The 23,837-nt window shown below is 71.8% G+C and carries 19 protein-coding genes; 17 read left to right on the plus strand and 2 right to left on the minus strand.

Annotated elements, in window-relative coordinates; translation table 11 throughout:
- Nucleotides 1-76: 76 nt before the first annotated feature.
- Nucleotides 77-3,091, plus strand: coding sequence for an excinuclease ABC subunit UvrA (gene uvrA, locus ACH4TP_RS27900; protein WP_398439433.1), 3,015 nt, complete (start codon nucleotides 77-79; stop codon nucleotides 3,089-3,091).
- 182 nt (nucleotides 3,092-3,273) lie between these two features.
- The gene (locus tag ACH4TP_RS27905) at nucleotides 3,274-3,711 is read left to right on the plus strand and encodes a Rieske (2Fe-2S) protein (RefSeq protein WP_389223659.1); all 438 of its coding nucleotides are present in this window, start codon (nucleotides 3,274-3,276) and stop codon (nucleotides 3,709-3,711) included.
- 4 nt (nucleotides 3,712-3,715) lie between these two features.
- Here the strand turns inward: ACH4TP_RS27905 and ACH4TP_RS27910 are convergent, their stop codons facing one another.
- A complete protein-coding gene (locus ACH4TP_RS27910) occupies nucleotides 3,716-4,645 on the minus strand; it encodes a hypothetical protein (RefSeq protein WP_398439434.1) in 930 nt (309 codons plus the stop codon).
- Nucleotides 4,646-4,874: 229 nt separating this feature from the next.
- On the opposite strand from ACH4TP_RS27910, the gene ACH4TP_RS27915 reads away from it, so the two are divergent.
- Both ACH4TP_RS27915 and ACH4TP_RS27920 read left to right on the plus strand, forming a co-directional pair.
- Nucleotides 4,875-5,486, plus strand: coding sequence for a papain-like cysteine protease family protein (locus tag ACH4TP_RS27915; RefSeq protein WP_398439435.1), 612 nt, complete (start codon nucleotides 4,875-4,877; stop codon nucleotides 5,484-5,486).
- Nucleotides 5,483-6,247: a hypothetical protein gene (locus ACH4TP_RS27920; RefSeq protein ID WP_398439436.1), complete on the plus strand. Its 765-nt coding sequence runs from the start codon at nucleotides 5,483-5,485 to the stop codon at nucleotides 6,245-6,247. Before ACH4TP_RS27915 ends, ACH4TP_RS27920 begins: the two co-directional genes overlap by 4 nt.
- Before the next feature lie 629 nt (nucleotides 6,248-6,876).
- On the opposite strand, the gene ACH4TP_RS27925 is transcribed toward ACH4TP_RS27920, so the two are convergent.
- Complete coding sequence (locus ACH4TP_RS27925) at nucleotides 6,877-7,689, minus strand: SDR family NAD(P)-dependent oxidoreductase (RefSeq protein WP_398439437.1); 813 nt, start codon at nucleotides 7,687-7,689, stop codon at nucleotides 6,877-6,879.
- Here ACH4TP_RS27925 and uvrC point away from each other — a divergent pair.
- The 13 genes from uvrC to ACH4TP_RS27990 all read left to right on the plus strand — a co-directional run bounded on the left by uvrC (nucleotide 7,688) and on the right by ACH4TP_RS27990 (nucleotide 23,816).
- Complete coding sequence (uvrC, locus tag ACH4TP_RS27930; RefSeq protein ID WP_389223645.1) at nucleotides 7,688-9,670, plus strand: excinuclease ABC subunit UvrC; 1,983 nt, start codon at nucleotides 7,688-7,690, stop codon at nucleotides 9,668-9,670. The genes ACH4TP_RS27925 and uvrC overlap by 2 nt on opposite strands.
- Nucleotides 9,667-10,629: an RNase adapter RapZ gene (gene rapZ / locus ACH4TP_RS27935; RefSeq protein WP_389223642.1), complete on the plus strand. Its 963-nt coding sequence runs from the start codon at nucleotides 9,667-9,669 to the stop codon at nucleotides 10,627-10,629. Before uvrC ends, rapZ begins: the two co-directional genes overlap by 4 nt.
- Nucleotides 10,626-11,660, plus strand: coding sequence for a uridine diphosphate-N-acetylglucosamine-binding protein YvcK (gene yvcK, locus ACH4TP_RS27940; RefSeq protein ID WP_389223639.1), 1,035 nt, complete (start codon nucleotides 10,626-10,628; stop codon nucleotides 11,658-11,660). The genes rapZ and yvcK overlap by 4 nt, the downstream gene beginning before the upstream one ends.
- Entirely contained in the window at nucleotides 11,651-12,640 is a 990-nt protein-coding gene (gene whiA, locus ACH4TP_RS27945) for a DNA-binding protein WhiA (RefSeq protein ID WP_030205188.1), read from the plus strand. The genes yvcK and whiA overlap by 10 nt, the downstream gene beginning before the upstream one ends.
- A 293-nt stretch (nucleotides 12,641-12,933) precedes the next feature.
- Nucleotides 12,934-15,885: a M14 family zinc carboxypeptidase gene (locus ACH4TP_RS27950; RefSeq protein ID WP_398439438.1), complete on the plus strand. Its 2,952-nt coding sequence runs from the start codon at nucleotides 12,934-12,936 to the stop codon at nucleotides 15,883-15,885.
- A gap of 220 nt (nucleotides 15,886-16,105) precedes the next feature.
- Nucleotides 16,106-17,116, plus strand: coding sequence for a type I glyceraldehyde-3-phosphate dehydrogenase (gap, locus tag ACH4TP_RS27955; RefSeq protein WP_389223633.1), 1,011 nt, complete (start codon nucleotides 16,106-16,108; stop codon nucleotides 17,114-17,116).
- Nucleotides 17,117-17,228: 112 nt separating this feature from the next.
- Complete coding sequence (locus tag ACH4TP_RS27960; RefSeq protein ID WP_389223630.1) at nucleotides 17,229-18,440, plus strand: phosphoglycerate kinase; 1,212 nt, start codon at nucleotides 17,229-17,231, stop codon at nucleotides 18,438-18,440.
- 7 nt (nucleotides 18,441-18,447) lie between these two features.
- The gene (gene tpiA, locus ACH4TP_RS27965) at nucleotides 18,448-19,224 is read left to right on the plus strand and encodes a triose-phosphate isomerase (RefSeq protein WP_389223627.1); all 777 of its coding nucleotides are present in this window, start codon (nucleotides 18,448-18,450) and stop codon (nucleotides 19,222-19,224) included.
- A gap of 97 nt (nucleotides 19,225-19,321) precedes the next feature.
- Nucleotides 19,322-19,552, plus strand: coding sequence for a preprotein translocase subunit SecG (gene secG, locus ACH4TP_RS27970; protein WP_030692491.1), 231 nt, complete (start codon nucleotides 19,322-19,324; stop codon nucleotides 19,550-19,552).
- Between the two features lie 77 nt (nucleotides 19,553-19,629).
- Nucleotides 19,630-19,965: an RNA polymerase-binding protein RbpA gene (locus ACH4TP_RS27975; protein WP_078908267.1), complete on the plus strand. Its 336-nt coding sequence runs from the start codon at nucleotides 19,630-19,632 to the stop codon at nucleotides 19,963-19,965.
- A gap of 161 nt (nucleotides 19,966-20,126) precedes the next feature.
- Entirely contained in the window at nucleotides 20,127-21,788 is a 1,662-nt protein-coding gene (gene pgi / locus ACH4TP_RS27980) for a glucose-6-phosphate isomerase (protein WP_398439439.1), read from the plus strand.
- A gap of 4 nt (nucleotides 21,789-21,792) precedes the next feature.
- Complete coding sequence (locus ACH4TP_RS27985; protein WP_398177363.1) at nucleotides 21,793-22,293, plus strand: PH domain-containing protein; 501 nt, start codon at nucleotides 21,793-21,795, stop codon at nucleotides 22,291-22,293.
- The gene (locus ACH4TP_RS27990) at nucleotides 22,290-23,816 is read left to right on the plus strand and encodes a PH domain-containing protein (RefSeq protein ID WP_398439440.1); all 1,527 of its coding nucleotides are present in this window, start codon (nucleotides 22,290-22,292) and stop codon (nucleotides 23,814-23,816) included. Before ACH4TP_RS27985 ends, ACH4TP_RS27990 begins: the two co-directional genes overlap by 4 nt.
- The last annotated feature ends 21 nt before the right edge of the window (nucleotides 23,817-23,837 follow it).

Here is a 23,837-nt window from a genome sequence, read left to right on the forward strand (position 1 = left end):
ATCCGGCATCCTTGGTTGTTGGGTATTCAGGCACATCCCAGGCATATCCGCTCTCTCAAGAAAGGTGCGGACCGGCGTGGCCGACCGTCTCATCGTCCGTGGCGCTCGCGAGCACAACCTCAAGAACGTCTCGCTCGACCTCCCGCGTGACTCCCTCATCGTCTTCACCGGGCTCTCGGGGTCGGGCAAGTCCTCCCTCGCGTTCGACACGATCTTCGCCGAGGGGCAGCGCCGGTACGTCGAGTCGCTCTCCTCGTACGCCCGGCAGTTCCTCGGCCAGATGGACAAGCCGGACGTCGACTTCATCGAAGGTCTGTCGCCCGCCGTCTCCATCGACCAGAAGTCGACCTCGCGCAACCCGCGCTCGACGGTCGGCACCATCACGGAGGTCTACGACTACCTCCGCCTGCTCTTCGCGCGCATCGGCAAGCCGCACTGTCCCGAGTGCCGCCGCCCCATCTCCCGCCAGTCGCCGCAGGCCATCGTCGACAAGGTCCTGGAGCTCCCCGAGGGCAGCCGCTTCCAGGTGCTCTCCCCGCTGGTGCGCGAGCGGAAGGGCGAGTTCGTCGACCTCTTCGCCGACCTCCAGACCAAGGGCTACAGCCGCGCCCGCGTCGACGGGCAGACCATCCAGCTCAGCGAGCCGCCGACGCTGAAGAAGCAGGAGAAGCACACGATCGAGGTGGTCGTCGACCGCCTCACCGTGAAGGACAGCGCCAAGCGCCGGCTCACCGACTCCGTCGAGACCGCCCTCGGACTCTCCGGCGGCATGGTCGTGCTCGACTTCGTCGACCTCGCCGAGGACGACCCCGAGCGCGAGAAGATGTACTCGGAGCACCTCTACTGCCCGTACGACGACCTGTCCTTCGAGGAGCTGGAGCCGCGCTCCTTCTCCTTCAACTCGCCCTTCGGCGCCTGCCCCGACTGCACCGGCATCGGCACCCGCATGGAGGTCGACCCGGAGCTGGTCGTCCCCGACGAGGAGAAGTCCCTCGACGAGGGCGCCATCCACCCCTGGTCGCACGGCCACACCAAGGAGTACTTCGGCCGGCTCATCGGCGGACTCTCCCAGGCCCTCGGCTTCCGCACGGACATCCCGTACGCGGGTCTTCCGCAGCGCGCCAAGAAGGCCCTGATGTACGGCCACAAGACCCAGGTCGAGGTCCGCTACCGGAACCGGTACGGCCGCGAGCGGGCGTACACCACCCCGGCCTTCGAGGGCGCCGTCTCCTTCGTGAAGCGGCGGCACAGCGAGGCCGAGAGCGACTCCAGCCGCGAGCGCTTCGAGGGCTACATGCGCGAGGTGCCCTGCCCGACCTGCGAGGGCACCCGCCTCAAGCCGATCGTCCTCGCGGTCACGGTCATGGAGAAGTCCATCGCCGAGGTCTCCGCGATGTCGATCAGCGACTGCGCCGAGTTCCTCTCCCGCCTCACGCTCAACGCCCGCGACAAGAAGATCGCCGAGCGGGTCCTCAAGGAGGTCAACGAGCGGCTCCGCTTCCTCGTCGACGTCGGCCTCGACTACCTCTCGCTCAACCGGGCGGCGGGCACGCTCTCCGGCGGCGAGGCCCAGCGCATCCGGCTCGCCACCCAGATCGGCTCCGGCCTGGTCGGCGTGCTCTACGTGCTCGACGAGCCGTCCATCGGCCTCCACCAGCGCGACAACCACCGGCTCATCGAGACCCTGGTCCGGCTCCGGGACATGGGCAACACGCTCATCGTCGTCGAGCACGACGAGGACACCATCAAGGTCGCCGACTGGGTCGTCGACATCGGCCCCGGCGCCGGCGAGCACGGCGGCAAGGTCGTCCACTCCGGCTCCCTGGAGGAGCTCCTCGCCAACGAGGAGTCGATGACCGGGCAGTACCTGTCCGGCCGCCGCTCGATCGCCACCCCGGACCTCCGCCGCCCGGTGGACCCCGGACGCCGGCTCACCGTGCACGGGGCCCGCGAGAACAACCTGCGGGACATCGACGTCTCCTTCCCGCTGGGCGTCCTCACCGCCGTCACCGGCGTCTCCGGCTCCGGCAAGTCGACCCTGGTCAACGACATCCTCTACACCCACCTGGCGCGCGAGCTGAACGGCGCCAAGTCGGTGCCCGGGCGGCACACGCGCGTGGACGGCGACGAGCTCGTCGACAAGGTCGTGCACGTCGACCAGTCCCCGATCGGCCGCACCCCCCGGTCGAACCCGGCGACGTACACCGGCGTCTTCGACCACGTCCGCAAGCTCTTCGCCGAGACGATGGAGGCCAAGGTCCGGGGCTACCTGCCCGGCCGCTTCTCCTTCAACGTCAAGGGCGGCCGCTGCGAGAACTGCTCCGGCGACGGCACGATCAAGATCGAGATGAACTTCCTCCCGGACGTCTACGTCCCGTGCGAGGTCTGCCACGGCGACCGGTACAACCGGGAGACCCTGGAGGTCCACTACAAGGGCAAGTCCATCGCCGAGGTCCTGGACATGCCGATCGAGGAGGCCCTCGACTTCTTCGAGGCCGTCCCGACCATCGCCCGGCACCTGCGCACGCTCAACGAGGTCGGCCTCGGCTACGTCCGCCTCGGCCAGTCCGCGCCGACGCTCTCCGGCGGCGAGGCGCAGCGCGTCAAGCTCGCCTCCGAGCTCCAGAAGCGCTCGACGGGCCGCACGGTCTACGTCCTGGACGAGCCGACCACCGGTCTCCACTTCGAGGACATCTCGAAGCTGATCAAGGTCCTGTCCAACCTGGTCGACAAGGGCAACTCGGTGATCGTCATCGAGCACAACCTCGATGTCATCAAGACCGCCGACTGGGTCATCGACATGGGCCCCGAGGGCGGCAGCGGTGGCGGTCTGGTGATCGCCGAGGGCACGCCGGAGGAGGTCGCCTCCGTCCCGGAGAGCCACACCGGCAAGTTCCTCCGCGAGATCCTCGACGCCGACCGGATCAGCGACGCGGCGACGATCCCGGCGGCGCGCGGGGCGAAGAAGGCGGCGGCGAAGAAGGCCCCCGCCAAGAAGGCCGCCAAGGCCGCTGCCACCAAGGCCGCGGCCCCCGCGAAGAAGACGGCCACGGCCAAGAAGGCGACGGCCGCCAGGACCCGCAAGGCGTGAAGCCGGGTAGGGCCCCCGGCCGGGGCCCTACCCGACCCGGGGCCGCGGGGCGTGACGGTCGGCGGTACCCCGGGGCCCTGCCCGCGCCCCGGGCCCGGCTGACAGGACGGAGGACGGCGCCGGTATCGTCGGTTCGGTCAGTCCTGGGGGGTCTTGTCCCCGATCGCAACCGTGGAGCGCTCATGTCCGGCCAGTCCAGCCGCCGCACCGTACTGAAAGGCGCGGCCCTCGCCGGAGCCGCCGGGCTGGGCGTCGCCGCCTGCTCCACCGACTCCAAGCTCGGCCACGCCCAGACCCCGACCCCGACCGCCCCGGTCCCGCTCGGCGCCCCGGACGAGGTGCCGGTCGGCGGTTCCAAGCTCTACCGCGAGCAGCGGCTCGTGGTGAGCTGCCCCGCCAAGGGCCAGTACAAGGCCTTCAGCGCCCAGTGCACCCACGCCGGCTGCGTCCTCGACAAGGTCGAGGACAACGAGGGCAACTGCCCCTGCCACGGCAGCCGCTTCGACGTGACGACCGGCAAGGCGATCCAGGGCCCCGCCACCGTCCCGCTCCCCGAGGTCCCCATCCGCGTCGAGGACGGCAGGCTGGTGGCCGGCCCCGAGGCCGCCCCCAAGGCCTGAGGCCTCAGGTCCAGTCCCAGTCGATCCCCAGGATCCCCGGGCGCACCCCCTGCTCCACGAGGTGCACCGTGCGGTGCCGGCCGCTCAGGGTCAGCTCCGCACGGCCGCCGCGCGGCGCCCCCGCCGAGGCCTGCGCGAACCTCCGGCACCGCACCGGAAGCGCCGCCTCGTCGAAGCGGACCTGGAGCACGTACTGCCCGCCCGCGAAGCTGAACCCGCGCACGTACTCCCCGCTCGGACCCGCCGTACCGTCCTCGAAGCCGTACGAGAACAGGTACGTGTCCCCGGCCCGCAGCCGCGCGTCGAAGAGCAGCTCCACGACCAGCACGCCCGTCGCGGCATGCCACCGCACCCGCCCGGTCCGGCAGTTCTCCACCGCCCGCACCACCACCCGGGACGGGTCGCAGCCGGGGTCCCCGTGGTGGATGGCGAGATAGCGGTCCACGCCGTCCCGGTGCGCCCGCACCACCTGCTGCGACTCGCGCCCCAGCAGCTCCCGCCCCGCCCCGATCCGTACCCGCTCGTGGTGCCCCACCGTGTGCAGCCCGCCGTCCACCGGGGACTCGAGGTCCGCGAGCAGCTCCTCGACCGAGCCCGAGGCCTCCACCAGCGAGCGGTACGAGCGGGCCGCCGGGCGCTCCACCTCGGAGCGGGCCGCCGCGTCCTCCGCCAGGAGGCGCAGCAGCGAGTTCCCGGGCAGCCGGAGCACCTCCTCCAGGGCCCGGACGGCCTTCAGCGACTCCGGCCGCTGCGGACGGCGGGCGCCCTGCTGCCAGTAGCTCAGACTCGTCACCCCGACCTTCACGCCCCGGTGCGCGAGATGGTGCTGGACCCGCTGGAGCGGCAGCCCGCGCACGGCGAACGCGGTGCGCAGCGCCAGATGGAAGGGGCCGGTGTGCAGCAGCTGCATCAGATCGGCCTCGGTGTGGCTCACGAGGACTCCTCCGTGAACGTTCACGACAGGGGCACGGACCGTCGCGCCGCGAGGGGTGGGCGGGCAGGTGGGCCATGGGCGTCCGTTCACACCCGGGCCGCGCCGTTCACAGTCCGATGTCACCCCGCATTGAAGCGTGTTGACCCGGACCGGACAACGGCAGATGCTCCTGACCAGCGTCCGGACGCGCTCCTCCACTCCCCACATCCCCGCATACGGGAGGAACGCGATGCGCAGAAGACAGATCGACCTCGCGGCACTCGCCGCAGCCGCCCTCTTCCTCGTCCCCACGACCGCGACCACGGCCTCCGCCGCGCCCGCCGACTCCGGGGCAGCCGGTGTCCCCGGTGTTTCCGCCCTCGCCTCCAAGCGGCTGAACATCACCATGCAGGCCCAGCAGAAGACCAACTGGTGCTGGGCGGCCGGCGGCAACACCATCGCCACCTGGTACGGCCGGAACTACAGCCAGAACCAGTTCTGCAACGCCGCCTTCAACCGCCAGCAGGGCTACGACTGCCCCAACTGGCAGGCCGACCTGGGCAACGTCCAGAACGGGCTCAGCTGGGCGGGCATCAACCCCGGCTCGTACGTGACCGGCTGGCTGCGGTACTCGACCGTCCAGACCGAGATCAACGCCGACCGGCCCGTCGAGACCCGCATCCAGTGGTCCAGCGGCGGCGGCCACATGCACGTGGTCTACGGCTACGACGACGCGAACAGCTGGGTCTACTGGGGCGACCCCTGGCCCTCCAGCGACCGCTACAACTGGGCCTCGCACGCCTGGTACGTCGACAACGGCTCCTTCTCCTGGACCCACTCGCTCTACCGGATCGGGGCGTGACGACGATGAGGACACGTGCCGCTGGTCTCCTTGCCGCCGCCCTCACCGGCCTCGTCGCCCTCGGGGCGTTCCCGGCGGCCGCCGCCGGGGGCCTCCCGCCCGCGCCCACCCCCGAACAGGCCGCCTCCGCGCCGGGGACCCTGGACACCCTGTCCCGGTTCTTCGCCCGTGACGGGGCCCTCGCCCGCACGGCGGCCGCGCCGCGCGTCGACGGCGCCTCCGTCCCCGTCCGGTTCCTCTCCCCGGACTTTGTCGCCGGGAAGCCCGGGGCACCCGTCGCCCGCGTCGAGTTCCGCGCCAGTCGTGCCGTGGCCCCGGACGGGCAGAAGGCCTCGCTGTGGACGGTGAAGCAGCCCGGCGGCTGGCAGGTGGTGAACATCGCCACCGGTGACGACGAGATCCGCTACGCGGAGCTGGGCCACGGCGGCCTCGTCTTCCGCGAGCCGCAGATCGACGCGTGGTACGTCCTTCGGGGCACGAAGGTGCTGCCGCTGGACGAGGACGCGGTGCGGGCCGTGGGGCGCGGGGGCACGAGCCTCGCGGCCTACCAGAAGCGGGTCGCCCACGCCTACGGCGACAAGCTGCCGGGCTCTTCCTACGCGCGGAGGGGCGAGGCGGGTGGGTACGACGCTCCGCAGGCCCGGGCGGCTGGGGGGCCGGGGGTCACTGCCGGGGCCGCCGTCGCGGGGGCGGGGGTGCTGCTGGTCGTGGGGCTGACGGGCACGACCCTCGCCCGCCGCCGCACCCACCACGAGCCCTGAGCCCCTGCCTCGCCGGGCCCGCGCCGAGCTTTTCCAGCCCCGCGCGGGGCCCGCACCCGGCTGGGCGGCGCCCCCTCCCGGGGCTTCGCCCCCGCCCCCGGGCGGGCCCGCGCCCGCCTGGGGCTTCGCCCCCCCCGCCCGTGTGGGGCCGCGCTCGCGCGGGGTGGTGCGCTCCGCCTGGGGCTTCGCCCACGCCCCCCGTGTGGGGCCGCACCCGCCTGGGGCTTCGCCCCCCGCCCGTGTGGGGCCGCGCCCGCGCGGGGTGGTGCGCTCCGCCTGGGGCTTCGCCCACGCCCCCCGTGTGGGGCCGCACCCGCCTGGGGCTTCGCCCCCGCCCCGTGTGGGCAATCGTCCCGCTGGGCGGGACGGGTGGGCACACGGGACGGCGCCCTTTAGCGGCGCCTCCGCGTTCCGGGCCTGGACCCGCACCACGTTGTGCGCCGTGCACGGGGTGCGGGTCCGGGCTCGGAAGCCTCTGGCGCCGGCAGGGCGCGGGTCCGTTGTGCCCACCCGTTCCGCCCCGGCGGAACGATTGCCCACAACGGGGGCCGTTGAGGGCGGGCGCCGCCCCAGCGGGACGATTGCCCACAACGGCGGCGGGCGCGCGCCCGCAACGGGGGCGGTGGGGGTCAGTGGGCCAGGTAGCCGCCGTCGACGGGGAGGATGGCGCCGGTGATGAAGGAGGCGTCGTCGGAGGCGAGGAAGAGGATCGCGGCGGCGACCTCGTCAGGGGTGCCGAAGCGGCCCATGGGGTGGGCGCGGACGACCTCGGTGAGGTACTCGGGGCCGCCGGGCTCGACGCGGGCGGCGGCGACGCGTTCGGTCTCGATGGTGCCGGGGGCGACCGCGTTGACGCGGATCCCGTGCTCCGCCCACTCCACGGCCAGGTGCTTCGTCAGCCCCGAGGCCACGAACTTCGCCGGGCCGTAGACCGCCTGCCTCGCCTGCCCGGCCACGCCGGAGATCGAGGAGGTGCACACGATGGCCCCGCCGCCCGAGACGAGCATGGCCTCGATGGCGTACTTGCAGGTCAGGAACATGCCGCGGCCGTCGACGGCCATCACCCGGTCGAAGTCCGAGGGCTCGGCCTCGGTGACGGAGAGCAGCGGGATGACGCCCGCGTTCGCCACCAGGACGTCCAGCCATCCGAAGCGCTCCACCGCCGTGTCGATCATCCGCCGGGCGTCCTCCTCGCGGGAGACGTCGCCGACCACGGGGATCACGCCGTCGAGGGTCGCGAGCCGCTCCGCGTCGACGTCGGTGGCGATCACGTGCGCCCCTTCGCGGAGGAAGCGCTCCGCCGTCGCACGCCCGATTCCGCTCGCGGCGCCCGTGATCACGCACACCCGGTCCGCCAGCCGTCCTGAAGTCTCCTGAGCCATGTAAGGCCAACGAGCGTGCCCGCCCTGAGTGTCGGTGCCCGCCAGTAGGGTGGGGAGCATGGCAGACCCCTCCAGCTACCGCCCCAAGCCGGGTCAGATCCCCGACTCCCCGGGGGTCTACAAGTTCCGCGACGAGCACCGCCGGGTGATCTACGTGGGGAAGGCGAAGTCCCTGCGCCAGCGGCTGGCGAACTACTTCCAGCCGCTCGCGAGCCTGCACCCGCGCACGGCCACCATGGTGACGACGGCCGCGTCCGTGGAGTGGACCGTCGTGTCGACCGAGGTCGAGGCGCTGCAGCTGGAGTACTCCTGGATCAAGGAGTTCGATCCCCGGTTCAACGTGAAGTACCGGGACGACAAGAGTTATCCGTACCTCGCCGTCACCATGAACGAGGAGTTTCCGCGCGTCCAGGTCATGCGGGGGCAGAAGAAGAAGGGCGTGCGGTACTTCGGGCCGTACGCGCATGCGTGGGCGATCCGCGAGACCGTCGACCTGATGCTGCGGGTGTTCCCCGTGCGGACGTGCTCCGCGGGCGTCTTCCGGAACGCGGCCTCGGCCGGACGGCCCTGCCTCCTCGGCTACATCGGCAAGTGCTCGGCGCCCTGCGTCGGCCGGGTCACGCCCGAGGAGCACCGCGAACTGGCCGAGGACTTCAGCGACTTCATGGCCGGCCGCACCGGCACGTACATCCGCCGCCTCGAGAAGCAGATGATGGTCGCGGCCGAGGACATGGAGTACGAGAGGGCCGCCCGCCTCCGCGACGACATCGAGGCCCTGCGCAAGGCCATGGAGAAGAGCGCGGTCGTCCTCGCCGACGCCACCGACGCCGACCTGATCGCCCTCGCCGAGGACGAGCTGGAGGCCGCCGTCCAGATCTTCCACGTGCGCGGCGGACGCGTCCGGGGCCAGCGCGGCTGGGTCACGGACAAGGTCGAGGCCGTCGACACGGCGGGGCTCGTGGAGCACGCGCTCCAGCAGCTGTACGGCGAGGAGAGCGGCGAGACGGTCCCCAAGGAGGTCCTCGTCCCCGCGCTGCCCGAGGACCCCGAGGCCGTCACCGCCTGGCTGTCCGGGCGCCGCGGGTCCAACGTCTCGCTGCGGATCCCGCAGCGCGGCGACAAGAGGGACCTGATGGAGACGGTCGCGCGCAACGCGCAGCAGGCGCTCGTGCTGCACAAGACCAAGCGCGCCAGCGACCTCACCACCCGCTCCCGGGCCCTGGAGGAGATCGCCGAGGCCCTGGACCTGGACTCGGCGCCGCTGCGGATCGAGTGCTTCGACATCTCGCACCTCCAGGGCGAGGACGTCGTCGCCTCGATGGTCGTCTTCGAGGACGGGCTGCCCCGCAAGGGCGAGTACCGCCGCTTCCAGATCAAGGGCTTCGAGGGGCAGGACGACGTCCGGTCCATGCACGAGGTGATCAGCCGCCGCTTCAGGCGCTACCTCGCCGAGAAGGACCGCACGGGGGAGTGGGCCGGCGGAGAGGTCCCCGAGGAGGAGGCCCCGGACGAGGACGGCCGCCCCAAGCGCTTCGCGTACCCGCCGCAGCTCGTCGTCGTCGACGGCGGGCAGCCGCAGGTGGCCGCGGCCCGCCGGGCCCTCGACGAGCTCGGCATCGACGACGTCGCGGTCTGCGGCCTCGCCAAGCGCCTGGAGGAGGTCTGGCTGCCCGGCGAGGACGACCCGGTGGTGCTGCCCCGCTCCAGCGAGGGCCTCTATCTGCTCCAGCGGGTGCGTGACACGGCTCACGACTTCGCGATCCGCTACCAGCGGTCCAAGCGGACCAAACGCCTCCGGACCAGCCCGCTCGACGCGGTCCCCGGCCTCGGGGAGGCGCGCAAGCAGGCCTTGATCAAGCATTTCGGCTCGGTGAAGCGGCTGAAGCAGGCGACAATCGAGCAGATCTGTGAGGTCCCCGGCTTCGGCCGGAAGACCGCGGAGGCGGTCGCCGTGGCCCTGGCCCAGGCGGCCCCCGCCGCACCCGCCGTGAACACGGCCACAGGAGAGATCATGGAAGACGACGGGGGCACCACCGCATGACCGAGCGCCACACGCACCACGAGCACGACCGAGAAGACGGAGCAGGACACGTGAGTACGGGCACGAAGGAGACCGCCGGCGACAACGGCGCCGAGGCGGCCATCCCCGAGCTGGTGATCATCTCCGGCATGTCCGGAGCCGGCCGGTCCACCGCGGCGAAGTGTCTGGAGGACCTCGGCTGGTTCGTCGTGGACAACCTGCCGCCCGCGCTGATCCCCACCATGGTGGAGCTCGGCGCCCGCTCCCAGGGCAATGTCGCCCGGATCGCCGTCGTCGTGGACGTCCGCGGCCGGCAGTTCTTCGACAACCTCAGGGAGTCCCTCGCCGACCTGGACGCCAAGCAGGTCACCCGCCGGATCGTCTTCCTGGAGTCCTCCGACGAGGCCCTCGTCCGGCGCTTCGAGTCGGTCCGCAGGCCGCACCCGCTCCAGGGCGACGGCCGCATCACCGACGGCATCGCCGCCGAGCGCGACCTGCTGCGCGAGCTGCGCGGCGACGCCGACCTGGTGATCGACACCTCCAGCCTCAACGTCCACGAGCTGCGCGCCAAGATGGACGCCCAGTTCGCCGGCGACGAGGAGCCCGAGCTCCGGGCCACCGTGATGTCCTTCGGCTTCAAGTACGGCCTGCCGGTCGACGCCGACCTCGTCGTCGACATGCGCTTCCTGCCGAACCCGCACTGGGTCCCCGAGCTGCGCCCCTTCACCGGCCTCAACGAGGAGGTGTCGAACTACGTCTACAACCAGCCCGGCGCCAAGGAGTTCCTCGACCGCTACACCGAGCTGCTCCAGCTGATCGCCGCGGGCTACCGCCGCGAGGGCAAGCGGTACGTGACCATCGCCGTGGGCTGCACGGGCGGCAAGCACCGCTCCGTCGCCACCGCCGAGCGCCTCGCCGCCCGCCTCGCCTCCGAAGGGGTCGAGACCGTCGTCGTGCACCGGGACATGGGGCGCGAGTGAAGCCGTACCGTCGGCGTACCTCCACCCTCGCGGTGCGGCGTACGCTCCGCAGGCGCGGCACCCAGCCCAAGGTGGTCGCGCTGGGTGGCGGCATGGGCCTGTCGGCCTCCCTCGCCGCGCTCCGCCGGATCACCGGCGACCTCACCGCCGTCGTCACCGTCGCCGACGACGGGGGCTCCAGCGGCCGGCTCCGGGAGGAGCTCGGCGTGCTCCCCCCGGGCGACCTGCGCAAGGCGCTCGCCGCGCTCTGCGGCGACGACGACTGGGGCCAGACCTGGGCCCGGGTCATCCAGCACCGCTTCCAGTCCAAGGGCGAGATGGGCGGCCACGCCGTCGGCAACCTGCTGATCGTCGCCCTCTGGGAACAGCTCGGCGACCCCGTCCAGGCCCTCGACCTGGTCGGCCGGCTGCTCGGCGCCCAGGGCCGGGTGCTGCCCATGTCCGCCGTGCCCCTGGAGCTCCAGGCCCTGGTCAGGGGCCACGACCCGGAGCGGCCGGACGACGTGGACACCGTCCGCGGCCAGGCGACCGTGGCGCTCACCCCCGGCGAGGTGCAGTCCGTGCACCTCGTGCCGCACGACCCGCCGGCCGTGCCCGAGGCGGTCGCCGCGGTCCTGGACGCGGACTGGGTGGTACTGGGGCCGGGCTCCTGGTTCTCCTCGGTGATCCCGCACCTCCTGGTCCCCGAACTCCTCGACGCCCTGGCCGAGACGAAGGCCCGGAAGGTGCTCTCGCTGAACCTCGCGCCGCAGCCGGGAGAAACCGAGGGCTTCTCCCCGCAGCGTCATTTGGAGGTTTTGGGACGACACGCCCCTAAACTCGCCCTGGACGTGGTGCTGGCCGACGAGGCCGCCGTGCCCGACGTGTCAGCCCGGGAGCCTCTCGCCGACGCCGCCAAGCGGCTCGGCGCCGCGGTCGAGCTGGCGCCGGTGGCCAGGCCCGACGGCTCCGCGAAGCATGACCCGGAGCTGTTGGCCGCCGCGTACGACCGTATTTTTCGGATGCATGGAAGGATCGGCCCATGGCGATGACGGCAGCGGTGAAGGACGAGATCTCCCGGCTTCCCGTCACCCGGACCTGCTGCAGGAAGGCAGAGGTCTCGTCGATCCTGCGGTTCGCGGGCGGGCTGCACCTGGTGAGCGGCCGCATCGTGATCGAGGCGGAGCTGGACACCGCGATGGCGGCCCGCCGCCTCAAGCGGGACATCCTGGAGATCTTCGGGCACAGCTCGGAGCTGATCGTGATGGCCCCCGGCGGGCTGCGGCGCGGCTCGCGCTTCGTGGTGCGGGTGGTGGCGGGCGGCGACCAGCTGGCCCGGCAGACGGGCCTCGTGGACGGCCGCGGCCGCCCCATCCGGGGTCTTCCCCCGCAGGTGGTCTCCGGCGCGACCTGTGACGCCGAGGCCGCCTGGCGCGGAGCCTTCCTCGCGCACGGCTCGCTGACCGAGCCCGGCCGCTCCTCCTCCCTGGAGGTGACCTGCCCGGGTCCGGAGGCGGCCCTCGCCCTGGTCGGCGCGGCCCGCCGGCTCTCCATCGCGGCGAAGGCCCGCGAGGTGCGGGGGGTGGACCGGGTCGTCGTCCGCGACGGCGACGCGATCGGCGCCCTGCTCACCCGGCTCGGCGCGCACGAGTCGGTGCTCGCCTGGGAGGAGCGGCGGATGCGCCGCGAGGTCCGCGCCACCGCCAACCGCCTGGCCAACTTCGACGACGCCAACCTGCGCCGCTCGGCCCGCGCCGCGGTCGCCGCCGGGGCCCGGGTGCAGCGCGCCCTGGAGATCCTCGGCGAGGAGGTGCCCGAGCACCTCGCGGCCGCCGGCCGGCTCCGCATGGAGCACAAGCAGGCCTCCCTGGAGGAGCTGGGCGCGCTCGCCGACCCGCCGCTGACCAAGGACGCGGTGGCCGGCCGGATCCGCCGGCTCCTCGCGATGGCCGACAAGCGGGCGCAGGACCTGGGCATCCCCGGGACCGAGTCCAACCTGACGGAGGAGCTGGACGACAGCCTGGTCGGCTGAGCCGTACGCCCCGGACCGTACGAGCCGGGCTGTACGAGCCGGGCTGTACGAGCCGGGCTGTACGAGCTGAGCCGTATGGGCTGAGCCGCACGGGCCGGGCCGTACCACCCGGAGCCGTACGGGCGACCCCGTACGGGAGACCCGTACGGAACGGTGAACTCCGCGCTGCCGGTGCCTTTCTGAGGCACCGGCAGCTTTTTCGTACACCCCGCGAGGCACCCTTGACAGTCCCAGGGGCGCCCAAGAGCCTGGCGTCTGTTCACCTTCGTGACTGACAACAGCAAGGGGGGCTCATGAGACGCAGAGCGAGATCGATCCTCGCGGCTGCTTCACTGCTGATCGCCGGAGTGGCGGCGGCACCCGTCGCCGGAGCGCAGCCGAACGACAGGGACGGCGGCGACGCCCTCTCCGTCTGGCGCGCCGTGGTCACCAAGGCGCAGGTTCCGCTGCTCCTCGACGCCGGTGCCGACGCCCATGAACTCACCGAGCAGGTCCCGGCGAAGGGCTCCGCGACGGTCGAGCTCTTCCTCACCGGCCGGCAGGCCGGGCAGCTGCGCGGCCAGGGCGTCGAGATCGCCGAGCACCGCCTCAGCCCCCAGGCCGAGAAGCGGGTCGCCGCGGCGGGCGACGGCGTCTTCCGCCCGTACGGAGGCCCGAACGGCCTCAAGCAGGAGATCCTGGACACCGCGCGGGCCAACCCCGGCCTCACCAAGGTCGTCTCCATCGGCAGGACCCTCAAGGGGCAGGACATCCTCGCCCTCAAGCTGACCAAGGGCGCCCGGCGCGCCAAGGACGGCTCGAAGCCCGCCACGCTGTACATGTCCAACCAGCACGCGCGCGAGTGGATCACCCCGGAGATGACCCGGCGGCTGATGCACCACTACCTCGACAACTACGGCAAGGACGAGCGGATCACCCGCATCGTCGACTCCACCGAGCTGTGGTTCGTGCTCTCCGCCAACCCGGACGGCTACGACTACACGCATGCCGACCCCGCCAACCGGCAGTGGCGCAAGAACCTCCGCGACAACGACGGCGACGGGAAGATCGGCCCCGGCGACGGCGTCGACCTCAACCGCAACTTCGCCTACAAGTGGGGCTACGACAACGAGGGCTCGTCCCCCGATCCGACCGACGAGACCTTCCGCGGCAAGGGCCCCATGTCGGAGCCCGAGACCAAGGCCCTCGACGCCTTCGAGAAGCGCATCGGCTTCGCGTACGGCGTCAACTACCACTCGGCCGCCCAGCTCCTGCTGTACGGCGTGGGCTGGCAGGTCGCCACCGACACCCCCGACGACGTGGCCCTCAAGGCCCTCGCCGGCACCCCGCAGAACTCCGCCGTGCCCGGCTACCGCCCGCAGGTCTCCTCGGAGCTGTACATCACCAACGGCGAGGCGGACGGACACGCCGCCAACGTCAACGGGATGCAGATGTTCACCCCGGAGATGTCGACCTGCGCCACCGCCTCCCGCGTCGACCCGAACGACGCCTGGAACCCGGCCGACTGCGCCTCCGTCTTCACCTTCCCGGACGACGAGAAGCTGATCCAGGCCGAGTTCGCCAAGAACATCCCCTTCGCGCTCGCCGTCGCCGAGACCGCCGCCCACCCGGACCGGCCCGTCTCCCCGGTCGGCATCGACGCCCCCGACCTCACCCCGAAGGCCTTCACCACCTCCTACGCCCGCGGCCAGGAGCAGGAGGTCGCCGTCACCGCCCGCAAGTCGCTGCGCGCCAAGACCCTGAAGTACCGGATCAACGGCGGCCGCACCCACAGCGAGAAGCTGAAGGCCTGGAAGGGCGGCGAGACCTACGGCGGCGGGGACAACCTCTACTTCGACGAGTACCGCGCCGGGGTCGAGGGCGCCCGCCCCGGCGACTCCGTCGAGGTCTGGTTCACCGCCCGCACCCGCGAGGGCCGGGCCACCGCCTCCGCCCCCTTCACGTACAAGGTGGCCGAGCGCCCCCGCGGCGACGTGCTCGTCCTCGCCGACGAGGGCGGCACCACCGCCGCGAAGCACACCGCGGAATACGTGAAGGCGCTCGCCGACAACAAGCGCGCGGCCGCCGTCTGGGACGTCGCCACCCAGGGCGCCCCCGACGCCCTCGGCGTGCTCTCCCACTTCCGTACCGTCGTCTGGTACACCGGCGCCGAACGCCCCACCGGGGCCGCCCAGCTCGCCGTCCGCGCCTACCTCAACGAGGGCGGCAAGCTGATCGACGCCGGTGAGAAGTCCGGCGGGCTCACCCAGATCGGCCGGGCCGAGTCCAACGACTTCGCCCAGTACTACCTGGGGGCCTACCACCGCGCGGGCCTCAAGAACCCGCCCGGCTTCGCCGGCACGGGCGCCTTCGCCGGAGTCGGCGCGACGCTCGGCGCCGCCGCCGACAACCTGCTGGACAACGCGGGCGCGTACACCGTCACCTCGGACACCCTGAAGCCGGAGGAGTTCCCGCAGTTCGCGAGCAGCGCCTCCGCCGGTGACTACCCGGGCATCCGCACCCCCTTCGAGCCCGCCGAGGGCTCGACCTTCGCGGCCGTCAAGCACGCCGACGACGACTGGTCCCGGCTCGCCAGGACCGTCGACCTCACCGGGGTCGTCGCCGGGACGAAGCCGCGCCTGGACTTCCAGGTCAGCTACGACACCGAGCCCGGCTACGACAACCTCGTCGTCGAGGCCCACACCGTCGGCCAGGACGACTGGACCACCCTGCCCGACCTCAACGGCGGCACCTCCACGGAGCCCCCGGCCGACTGCGGCGAGGGCTACTACGTCCGCGCCCACCCCTTCCTCGCCCACTACCTCACCGTCGGCGGGGACGGCTGCGCGCCCACCGGCACCACCGGCTCCTGGAACGCCTTCACCGGCCCCTCCAACGGCTGGCGGCAGGCCTCCGTCGACCTGAGCGCCTGGGCCGGCAAGAAGGTCGAGCTCGCGATCTCGTACGTCTCCGACCCCGGTACGGGCGAGATGGGCGCCTTCGTCGACGACACCCGGCTCGTCACCGGGACCACCACCGAGGCGGAGGGCTTCGAGACCTCCCTCGGCGCCTGGACCGTGCCGGGCGCCCCCGCCGGCAGCCCCGGCAACGCCTCCGACTGGACGCGCTCCGCGGCGCTCTTCCACTCCCAGGCGGCGGTCACCACCCGTGACACCGTCCTCCTCGGCTTCGGCCTGGAGCACGTGCCCGGCACGGCGGAGCGGGCGCGGCTCATCGGCCGGGCCCTCGGAGCGCTCCGGCGCTGACGGAGAGTAGTCGGGACAAAGGTCCCAAGACGGCCCGTACCCGTTGACAAGTACGGGCCGTCGACCGTTTTCCGCCACTTTCCGGGCGCGTACGGCTGTGCACGATGTCACTCACCGGCGGCCGGGAGGGTAGGGTCGTAAGCGGTCGGGGACATCCCAAACAATCAAAAATCTCGCCGGCGTCGAGCACTCCGGCGTTAGCTGACGAGGAGATCGGTTCGTGACGATCCGCGTAGGCATCAACGGCTTTGGCCGCATCGGCCGGAACTACTTCCGAGCGCTCCTTGAGCAGGGTGCCGACATCGAGATCGTGGCTGTCAACGACCTGGGTGACACCGCGACCACCGCCCACCTGCTCAAGTACGACACCATCCTGGGCCGCCTCAAGGCCGAGGTGACCCACACTGCCGACACCATCACCGTCGACGGCCACACCATCAAGGTGCTGTCCGAGCGCGACCCGGCGGACATCCCCTGGGGCGACCTGGGCGTCGACATCGTCATCGAGTCGACGGGCATCTTCACCAAGAAGGCCGACGCCGCGAAGCACCTCGCCGGCGGCGCCAAGAAGGTCCTCATCTCGGCTCCGGCCACCGACGAGGACATCACCATCGTCATGGGCGTCAACCAGGACAAGTACGACCCGGCGAAGCACGACGTCATCTCGAACGCGTCCTGCACCACCAACTGCGTCGCGCCGATGGCCAAGGTCCTCGACGAGAACTTCGGCATCGTCAAGGGCCTGATGACCACGGTCCACGCCTACACCAACGACCAGCGCATCCTGGACTTCCCGCACAAGGACCTGCGCCGCGCCCGCGCCGCCGCGGAGAACATCATCCCGACCACGACGGGCGCCGCCAAGGCCACCGCCCTGGTCCTCCCGCAGCTCAAGGGCAAGCTCGACGGCATCGCCATGCGCGTCCCGGTCCCGACCGGCTCCGCCACCGACCTGGTCGTCACCCTCGACCGCGAGGTCACCAAGGACGAGGTCAACGCCGCGTTCAAGAAGGCCGCCGACGACGGCGACCTCAAGGGGATCCTGTTCTACACCGAGGACCCGATCGTCTCCTCGGACATCGTCAGCGACCCGGCGTCCTGCACCTTCGACGCTTCCCTGACAATGGTCCAGGAAGGCAGCACGGTCAAGATCCTCGGTTGGTACGACAACGAGTGGGGTTACTCCAACCGTCTCGTCGACCTCACCGTCTTCGTCGGCGGCCAGCTCTAAGCTCTAGGGTTCAGGGCAGGCTTTCGATGTGAGCAGGGCTCGGGCAGCGCAATGCCGCGCTGTGCGAGCCCTGTTTGTGTGCTCCACCGCGTACCAAGGAGTCTGTTAACAGATGAAGACGATCGACGAGCTTCTCGAAGAGGGCGTCGAAGGAAAGCGCGTGTTCGTCCGCGCCGACCTCAACGTGCCGCTCGACGGCACCACCATCACCGACGACGGCCGCATCCGCGCCGTCGTCCCCACGGTCAAGGCGCTCGCCGACGCCGGCGCCCGCGTCGTGGTCGCCTCGCACCTGGGCCGCCCCAAGGGCGCCCCGGACCCGGCCTTCTCGCTCGCGCCGGCCGCCGCCCGCCTCGGCGAGCTGCTCGGCGCCGAGGTGGCCTTCGCGACCGACACGGTCGGCGAGTCCGCCACCGCCACGGTCGCCGGCCTCGGCGACGGCCAGGTGGCCGTCATCGAGAACCTCCGCTTCAACGCCGGCGAGACCTCGAAGGACGACGCCGAGCGCGGCGCCTTCGCCGACCAGCTCGCCGCCCTCGCCGACCTCTACGTCGGCGACGGCTTCGGCGCCGTGCACCGCAAGCACGCCTCGGTCTTCGACCTCCCGGCCCGGCTGCCGCACTACGCCGGCCACCTCATCGCCACCGAGGTCGGCGTCCTCAAGAAGCTCACCGAGGACGTCCAGCGGCCGTACGCCGTCGTGCTCGGCGGTTCCAAGGTCTCCGACAAGCTCGGCGTGATCGACCACCTCCTGGAGAAGGCCGACCGCATCCTCGTCGGCGGCGGCATGGTCTTCACCTTCCTCAAGGCCCAGGGCCACGAGGTCGGCAGCTCGCTGCTCCAGGAGGACCAGATCCCGGTGGTCCAGGAGTACCTGAAGCGGGCCGAGGCGTCCGGCGTGGAGTTCGTGCTCCCCGTCGACGTCGTGGTCGCGCCCGGGTTCCCCGACATGAAGACCAAGGCCCCGACCCACCCGGAGACGGTCGCCGCGGACGCCATGCCGGCCGGCCAGATGGGCCTGGACATCGGCCCCGCGACCTCCGAGCTCTACGCCTCGAAGCTCGCCGACGCCGCCACCGTCTTCTGGAACGGGCCGATGGGCGTCTTCGAGCACCCCGACTACGCCGAGGGCACCAGGGCCGTCGCCCAGGCGCTCGTCGACTCCCCGGCCTTCACGGTCGTCGGCGGTGGCGACTCCGCCGCGGCCGTCCGCACCCTGGGCTTCGACGAGAACGCGTTCGGCCACATTTCTACCGGTGGCGGCGCCTCCCTCGAATACCTCGAGGGCAAGACGCTCCCCGGCCTCGCCGCACTGGAGGACTGACCCACTCATGACCACCCGCACCCCGCTGATGGCGGGCAACTGGAAGATGAACCTCAACCACCTCGAGGCCATCGCCCACGTCCAGAAGCTCGCCTTCGCCCTGACCGACAAGGACTACGACGCCTGTGAGGTCGCCGTCCTCGTCCCCTTCACCGACCTGCGGTCCGTCCAGACCCTGGTCGACGGCGACAAGCTGAAGATCAAGTACGGCGCCCAGGACATCTCGGAGCACGACTCCGGTGCCTACACCGGCGAGATCTCGGGCCTGATGCTGTCCAAGCTGAAGTGCGCCTACGTCGCCGTCGGCCACTCCGAGCGCCGCCAGTACCACGCCGAGAACGACGAGGTCTGCAACGCCAAGGTGAAGGCCGCCTTCAAGCACGGCGTGACCCCGATCCTCTGCGTCGGCGAGGGCCTGGACGTCCGCAAGGCGGGCAACCAGGTCGAGTACACCCTCGCGCAGATCGACGGCGGCCTGAAGGACGTCCCGGCCGAGCAGGCCGAGACCATCGTGATCGCGTACGAGCCGGTGTGGGCCATCGGCACCGGCGAGGTCGCCACGCCCGAGGACGCCCAGGAGGTCTGCGGGGCGATCCGCGGCCGCCTCGCCGAGCTGTACTCGCAGGAGCTGGCCGACAAGGTCCGCATCCAGTACGGCGGCTCCGTCAAGGCCGGGAACGTCGCCGCGATCATGGCCCAGCCGGACGTCGATGGCGCCCTGGTGGGCGGCGCGGCGCTGGACGCCGACGAGTTCGTCAAGATCGTGCGCTTCCGCGACCAGTGAGTATGCGGTAGCGGAGTTACGTCGTACCCTTGCGGGGGTCGGGCAGGTGCCCGGCCCCCGTCCGTATAAGTCCGAGGAAGTTGGTCCAGCCGTGGTTATGGGGTTCTCGATCGCCCTGATCGTCTTCAGCGCGCTGCTGATGCTGCTCGTGCTGATGCACAAGGGGAAGGGCGGCGGCCTCTCCGACATGTTCGGAGGCGGCATGCAGTCCTCCGTCGGCGGCTCCTCGGTCGCCGAGCGGAACCTGGACCGGATCACGGTCGTGGTCGGTCTGTGCTGGTTCGCGTGCATTGTGGTACTCGGTCTGCTGATGAAGCTGGACGGGTAACTCCAACCACTGGACGCGCGTTGGGCCTTACGTAGACTGGGGCATCTTCGAGCACCATCACGCAGGGAGTTACGACCGTGGCAAGTGGCAACGCGATCCGGGGAAGCCGGGTCGGAGCGGGGCCGATGGGGGAGGCCGAGCGGGGCGAGTCGGCACCGCGCCTCCGCATCTCCTTCTGGTGCTCGAACGGGCACGAGACGCAGCCGAGCTTCGCCAGCGACGCGGCGGTCCCGGACACCTGGGACTGCCCGCGCTGCGGCTTCCCGGCGGGCCAGGACCGGGACAACCCGCCGGACCCGCCGCGCACGGAGCCGTACAAGACCCACCTCGCCTATGTGCGTGAGCGCCGCAGCGACGCGGACGGCGAGGCGATCCTCGCCGAGGCGCTCGCCAAGCTGCGCGGCGAGATCTGAGACCTGGTGTGACGGTGTGACGAACGGGCCCTGCCCGCGAACTCGGTTCGCGGGCAGGGCCCGTTCGGCGTTCACGGCCTCCTTCCCGTCACCCGCTCCCCTGATCAATTAGGTTGGGGGGTGCAGCGGGGCAGACAAGCAGTACCGAGAAGGAATGGGCGATGTCCGAGATGACCAGCGAAGGCCGAATCAGGCTCAACCGGCTGCCCGAGTGGGCGGCCCTCGGCAAGCACCGTGAGCAGCTGGGCGAGACCCATCTGCGCGAACTGTTCGCCGCCGACCCGGAGCGGGGCACCCGCAACACCCTGCGCGTCGGCGACCTCTATCTGGACTACTCCAAGCACCTCGTCACCGACGAGACGCTGACCCTGCTGCGCGAACTCGCTGCCGCCACCGGCGTCGCCGAGCTCCGCGACGCCATGTTCCGCGGCGAGAAGATCAACACCACCGAGGACCGCGCCGTCCTCCACACCGCGCTGCGCGCCCCCCGCGGAGCCGTGATCGAGGTCGACGGGGAGAACGTGGTCCCCGGCGTCCACGCCGTCCTCGACAGGATGGGCGCCTTCGCCGACAAGGTCCGCGCCGGCGAGTGGACCGGCCACACCGGCAAGCCGATCAAGAACATCGTGAACATCGGCATCGGCGGCTCCGACCTCGGTCCCGCCATGGCCTACGAGGTCCTGCGCTCCTTCACCCAGCGGGACCTGACGTTCCGTTTCGTCTCCAACGTCGACGGCGCCGACCTCCACGAGGCCGTCCGCGACCTCGACCCCGCCGAGACGCTCTTCATCGTCGCCTCGAAGACCTTCACCACCATCGAGACGATCACCAACGCCACCTCCGCCCGCAACTGGCTCCTCACCGGGCTGCGCGCCGGCCAGGAGGCCGTCGCCAAGCACTTCGTGGCCCTCTCGACCAACGCCGAGAAGGTCGAGGAGTTCGGCATCGACACCACGAACATGTTCGAGTTCTGGGACTGGGTCGGCGGCCGCTACTCCTACGACTCCGCCATCGGCCTCTCCCTGATGATCGCCATCGGCCCGGAGCGCTTCCGCGAGATGCTCGACGGCTTCCACCTCGTCGACGAGCACTTCCGCACCGCCCCGCCCGAGGAGAACGCGCCGCTGCTCCTCGGCCTCCTCGGCGTCTGGTACGGCGCCTTCTTCGACGCCCAGTCGCACGCCGTCCTGCCGTACTCCCACTACCTGTCCAAGTTCACCGCCTACCTCCAGCAGCTCGACATGGAGTCCAACGGCAAGTCGGTGGACCGCGAGGGCAACCGGGTCGACTGGCAGACCGGCCCCGTCGTCTGGGGCACCCCCGGCACCAACGGGCAGCACGCCTACTACCAGCTGATCCACCAGGGCACCAAGGTCATCCCGGCCGACTTCATCGGCTTCGCCCGTCCCGTCGACGACCTGCTGCCCGGGCTCGTCGCCCAGCACGACCTGCTCATGGCCAACTTCTTCGCCCAGACCCAGGCGCTCGCCTTCGGCAAGACGCCCGAGGAGGTACGGGCCGAGGGCGTCGCCGAGGAGCTCGTCCCGCACAAGACCTTCCAGGGCAACCACCCGACCACCACGATCCTCGCCGACGCGCTCACCCCCTCCGTACTCGGCCAGCTGATCGCGCTCTACGAGCACAAGGTCTTCGTCCAGGGCGCCGTCTGGAACATCGACTCCTTCGACCAGTGGGGCGTCGAGCTCGGCAAGGTCCTCGCCAAGAAGATCGAACCGGTCCTGACGGAGGGCGAGGGCGGCGAGCGGCTCGACAGCTCCACCGCCGGACTCGTCTCGGCCTACCGCTCGCTGCGCGGACGGTAACCGCGTGACGGGGGAGGACGCGGTGCGGCTGCGGCCGCCCAGGAACGCCGTCGACGAGCGGGCCGTCACCTGGTGGAGGGGGCGGCTGCTCGTGACCACGGCCGTCCCGGTGGCGGTCCTGGCCGTGCTCGCCACGCTGATCGGGCCCGCCCGGTCATGGCTGCTGCTCGCGGCCGGAACCGTGGCGGCCCTGGGCCTGGCCTGCACCGCGTTCTTCCCCGCCTGGTGGTTCCGGGTGCACCGCTGGGAGGTCACCGACGAGGCCGTCTACGTGCGCACCGGGGCCCTCTGGCAGGAGTGGCGGATCGCCCCGATGTCCCGGATCCAGACGGTCGACACCGTACGCGGCCCCCTTGAGCAGGCCCTCCGGCTCGCCACCGTCACCGTCACCACCGCCTCCTCCAAGGGCGCGATCCGCATCGAGGGCCTCGACCACGAGCTCGCCGCCGAGCTCGCCGAACGGCTCACCGCGCTCACCCGGGCCGCCCCCGGGGACGCCACATGAGCGAGGAGCAGTGGCGGCGGCTCGACCCGCGGACCCTGCTCGCCGGGGCCGCCGTCCTCTGCGGGGTGGCCGGCGGCGCGGCCCTCCCGGCCGTGGCCGCCCTCTCGGGAGGCCGGCCCCTGTGGCAGGCCGTCGCCTGGGTCCTCGCCGGCGCCGCCCTGCTCGTCCTCACCGGCACCGCCGCCGACTGGATCCGGCTGCGCCGCACCCGCTACCGGATCGGCCCCGCCAAGGTCGACCTGCACACCGGGCTGCTGCTGCTCAAGCGCCGCTCCCTGGCCCGGGAGCGGATCCGCAGCGTCGACCTCACCGCCAACCCCCTCCAGCGCGTCCTCGGCCTCGTCAAGGTCCGCATCGGCACCGGCGAGCACACCGGCGGCGAGTCCACCCTCGAACTCGACCTGGTCACCCGTGCCGAGGGCGAGCGGCTCCGGCAGGAGCTCCTCGTCGGCACCGCCGCCCCCGGGGAGCCCGGCCAGGACGGCGCCCTGGCCACCCTCGACCCGCGCTGGATCCGCTACGCCCCCGTCTCCTTCCTCGCCCCCGCCCTCGGCGGCGCGGTGATCGGTGCCGTCCTGCAGGTCAGCGACTGGTTCGGCGTCCAGGGGAAGGTCATCGACTGGACAGAGGACCGCTTCCGGGACACCTCCCTCGTCTGGACGATCGTCGACCTGGTCCTGCTCGCCACCGTCACCGGAGCCGTCGGCGCCCTCGGCCTCTGGGTCGAGATGTGGTGGAACTACCGCCTGGAGCGCGAGCCCGGCGGCACCCTCCGCGTCCGCCGCGGCCTGTTCACCGCCCGCTCGGTCACCCTGGAGGAGCGCCGGCTGCGCGGGATCGAGCTCGTCGAGCCGCTCGGGGTGCGGCTGTTCGGGGCCGCCCGCGTCGACGCCGTCGCCACCGGCCTCGCCCAGGACGACGACGACAAGCACGGCGACCTGAAGAACCTGCTGCCGGCCGTCCCCCGGGAGCGCGCCGAGCGGGTCGCCGCCCTCGTGCTGCGCGAGCCCGAACCGCCCACCGCGGCGCCCCTCGCCGCCCACCCCCGGGCCGCCCGTACCCGACGGCTGCACTGGGCCCTGTGGAGCGCCCTCGGACCCGCCGCGCTCCTCGCCGTCCTCGGCCTGTTCCTGACGCCGGTCCTGCTGTACGCGGCGGCCGGCTGCGCCCTCGTCCTCACCCCGATCGCCCTGCTCTTCGCCCGCGACGCCCACCGCTCCCTCGGACACGGCGTCAGCGGCGGCTATCTGGTGACCCGTTCGGGTGCGGTCCGGCGGGTCACGGTCGCCCTCCAGCGCTCCGGCGTCATCGGCTGGACCGTCAAGCAGTCGTACTTCCAGCGGCGCGCCGGGATCCTGACCCTCACCGCCACGACGGCGGCGGGCGAGGGCGCGTACGAGATCCTCGACGCGGGCGAGAGCCAGGGCCTGGCCTTCGCCGCCGAGGCCGTACCGGGACTCCTCGCGCCCTTCCTGGAAACGCCCGACCCGGAAACGCCGAAGGCCCGGCCCACCGAGAGGTGAACCGGGCCTCCGTACAGCCGG

Origin of the sequence: Streptomyces sp. NPDC021012, assembly GCF_044333355.1 — a bacterium.
Classification (GTDB): Bacteria; Actinomycetota; Actinomycetes; order Streptomycetales; family Streptomycetaceae; genus Streptomyces.

What these genes read in the sequence shown, in the direction of transcription:
- ACH4TP_RS27905 (WP_389223659.1), top strand. Translation starts at nt 3,274, where the DNA reads ATGTCCGGCCAGTCCAGCCGCCGCACCGTACTGAAAGGCGCGGCCCTC.
- ACH4TP_RS27915 (WP_398439435.1), top strand. Translation starts at nt 4,875, where the DNA reads ATGCGCAGAAGACAGATCGACCTCGCGGCACTCGCCGCAGCCGCCCTC.
- uvrC (WP_389223645.1), top strand. Translation starts at nt 7,688, where the DNA reads ATGGCAGACCCCTCCAGCTACCGCCCCAAGCCGGGTCAGATCCCCGAC.
- ACH4TP_RS27925 (WP_398439437.1), bottom strand. Translation starts at nt 7,689, where the DNA reads ATGCTCCCCACCCTACTGGCGGGCACCGACACTCAGGGCGGGCACGCT.
- rapZ (WP_389223642.1), top strand. Translation starts at nt 9,667, where the DNA reads ATGACCGAGCGCCACACGCACCACGAGCACGACCGAGAAGACGGAGCA.
- whiA (WP_030205188.1), top strand. Translation starts at nt 11,651, where the DNA reads ATGGCGATGACGGCAGCGGTGAAGGACGAGATCTCCCGGCTTCCCGTC.
- ACH4TP_RS27950 (WP_398439438.1), top strand. Translation starts at nt 12,934, where the DNA reads ATGAGACGCAGAGCGAGATCGATCCTCGCGGCTGCTTCACTGCTGATC.
- ACH4TP_RS27960 (WP_389223630.1), top strand. Translation starts at nt 17,229, where the DNA reads ATGAAGACGATCGACGAGCTTCTCGAAGAGGGCGTCGAAGGAAAGCGC.
- tpiA (WP_389223627.1), top strand. Translation starts at nt 18,448, where the DNA reads ATGACCACCCGCACCCCGCTGATGGCGGGCAACTGGAAGATGAACCTC.
- secG (WP_030692491.1), top strand. Translation starts at nt 19,322, where the DNA reads ATGGGGTTCTCGATCGCCCTGATCGTCTTCAGCGCGCTGCTGATGCTG.
- pgi (WP_398439439.1), top strand. Translation starts at nt 20,127, where the DNA reads ATGTCCGAGATGACCAGCGAAGGCCGAATCAGGCTCAACCGGCTGCCC.
- ACH4TP_RS27990 (WP_398439440.1), top strand. Translation starts at nt 22,290, where the DNA reads ATGAGCGAGGAGCAGTGGCGGCGGCTCGACCCGCGGACCCTGCTCGCC.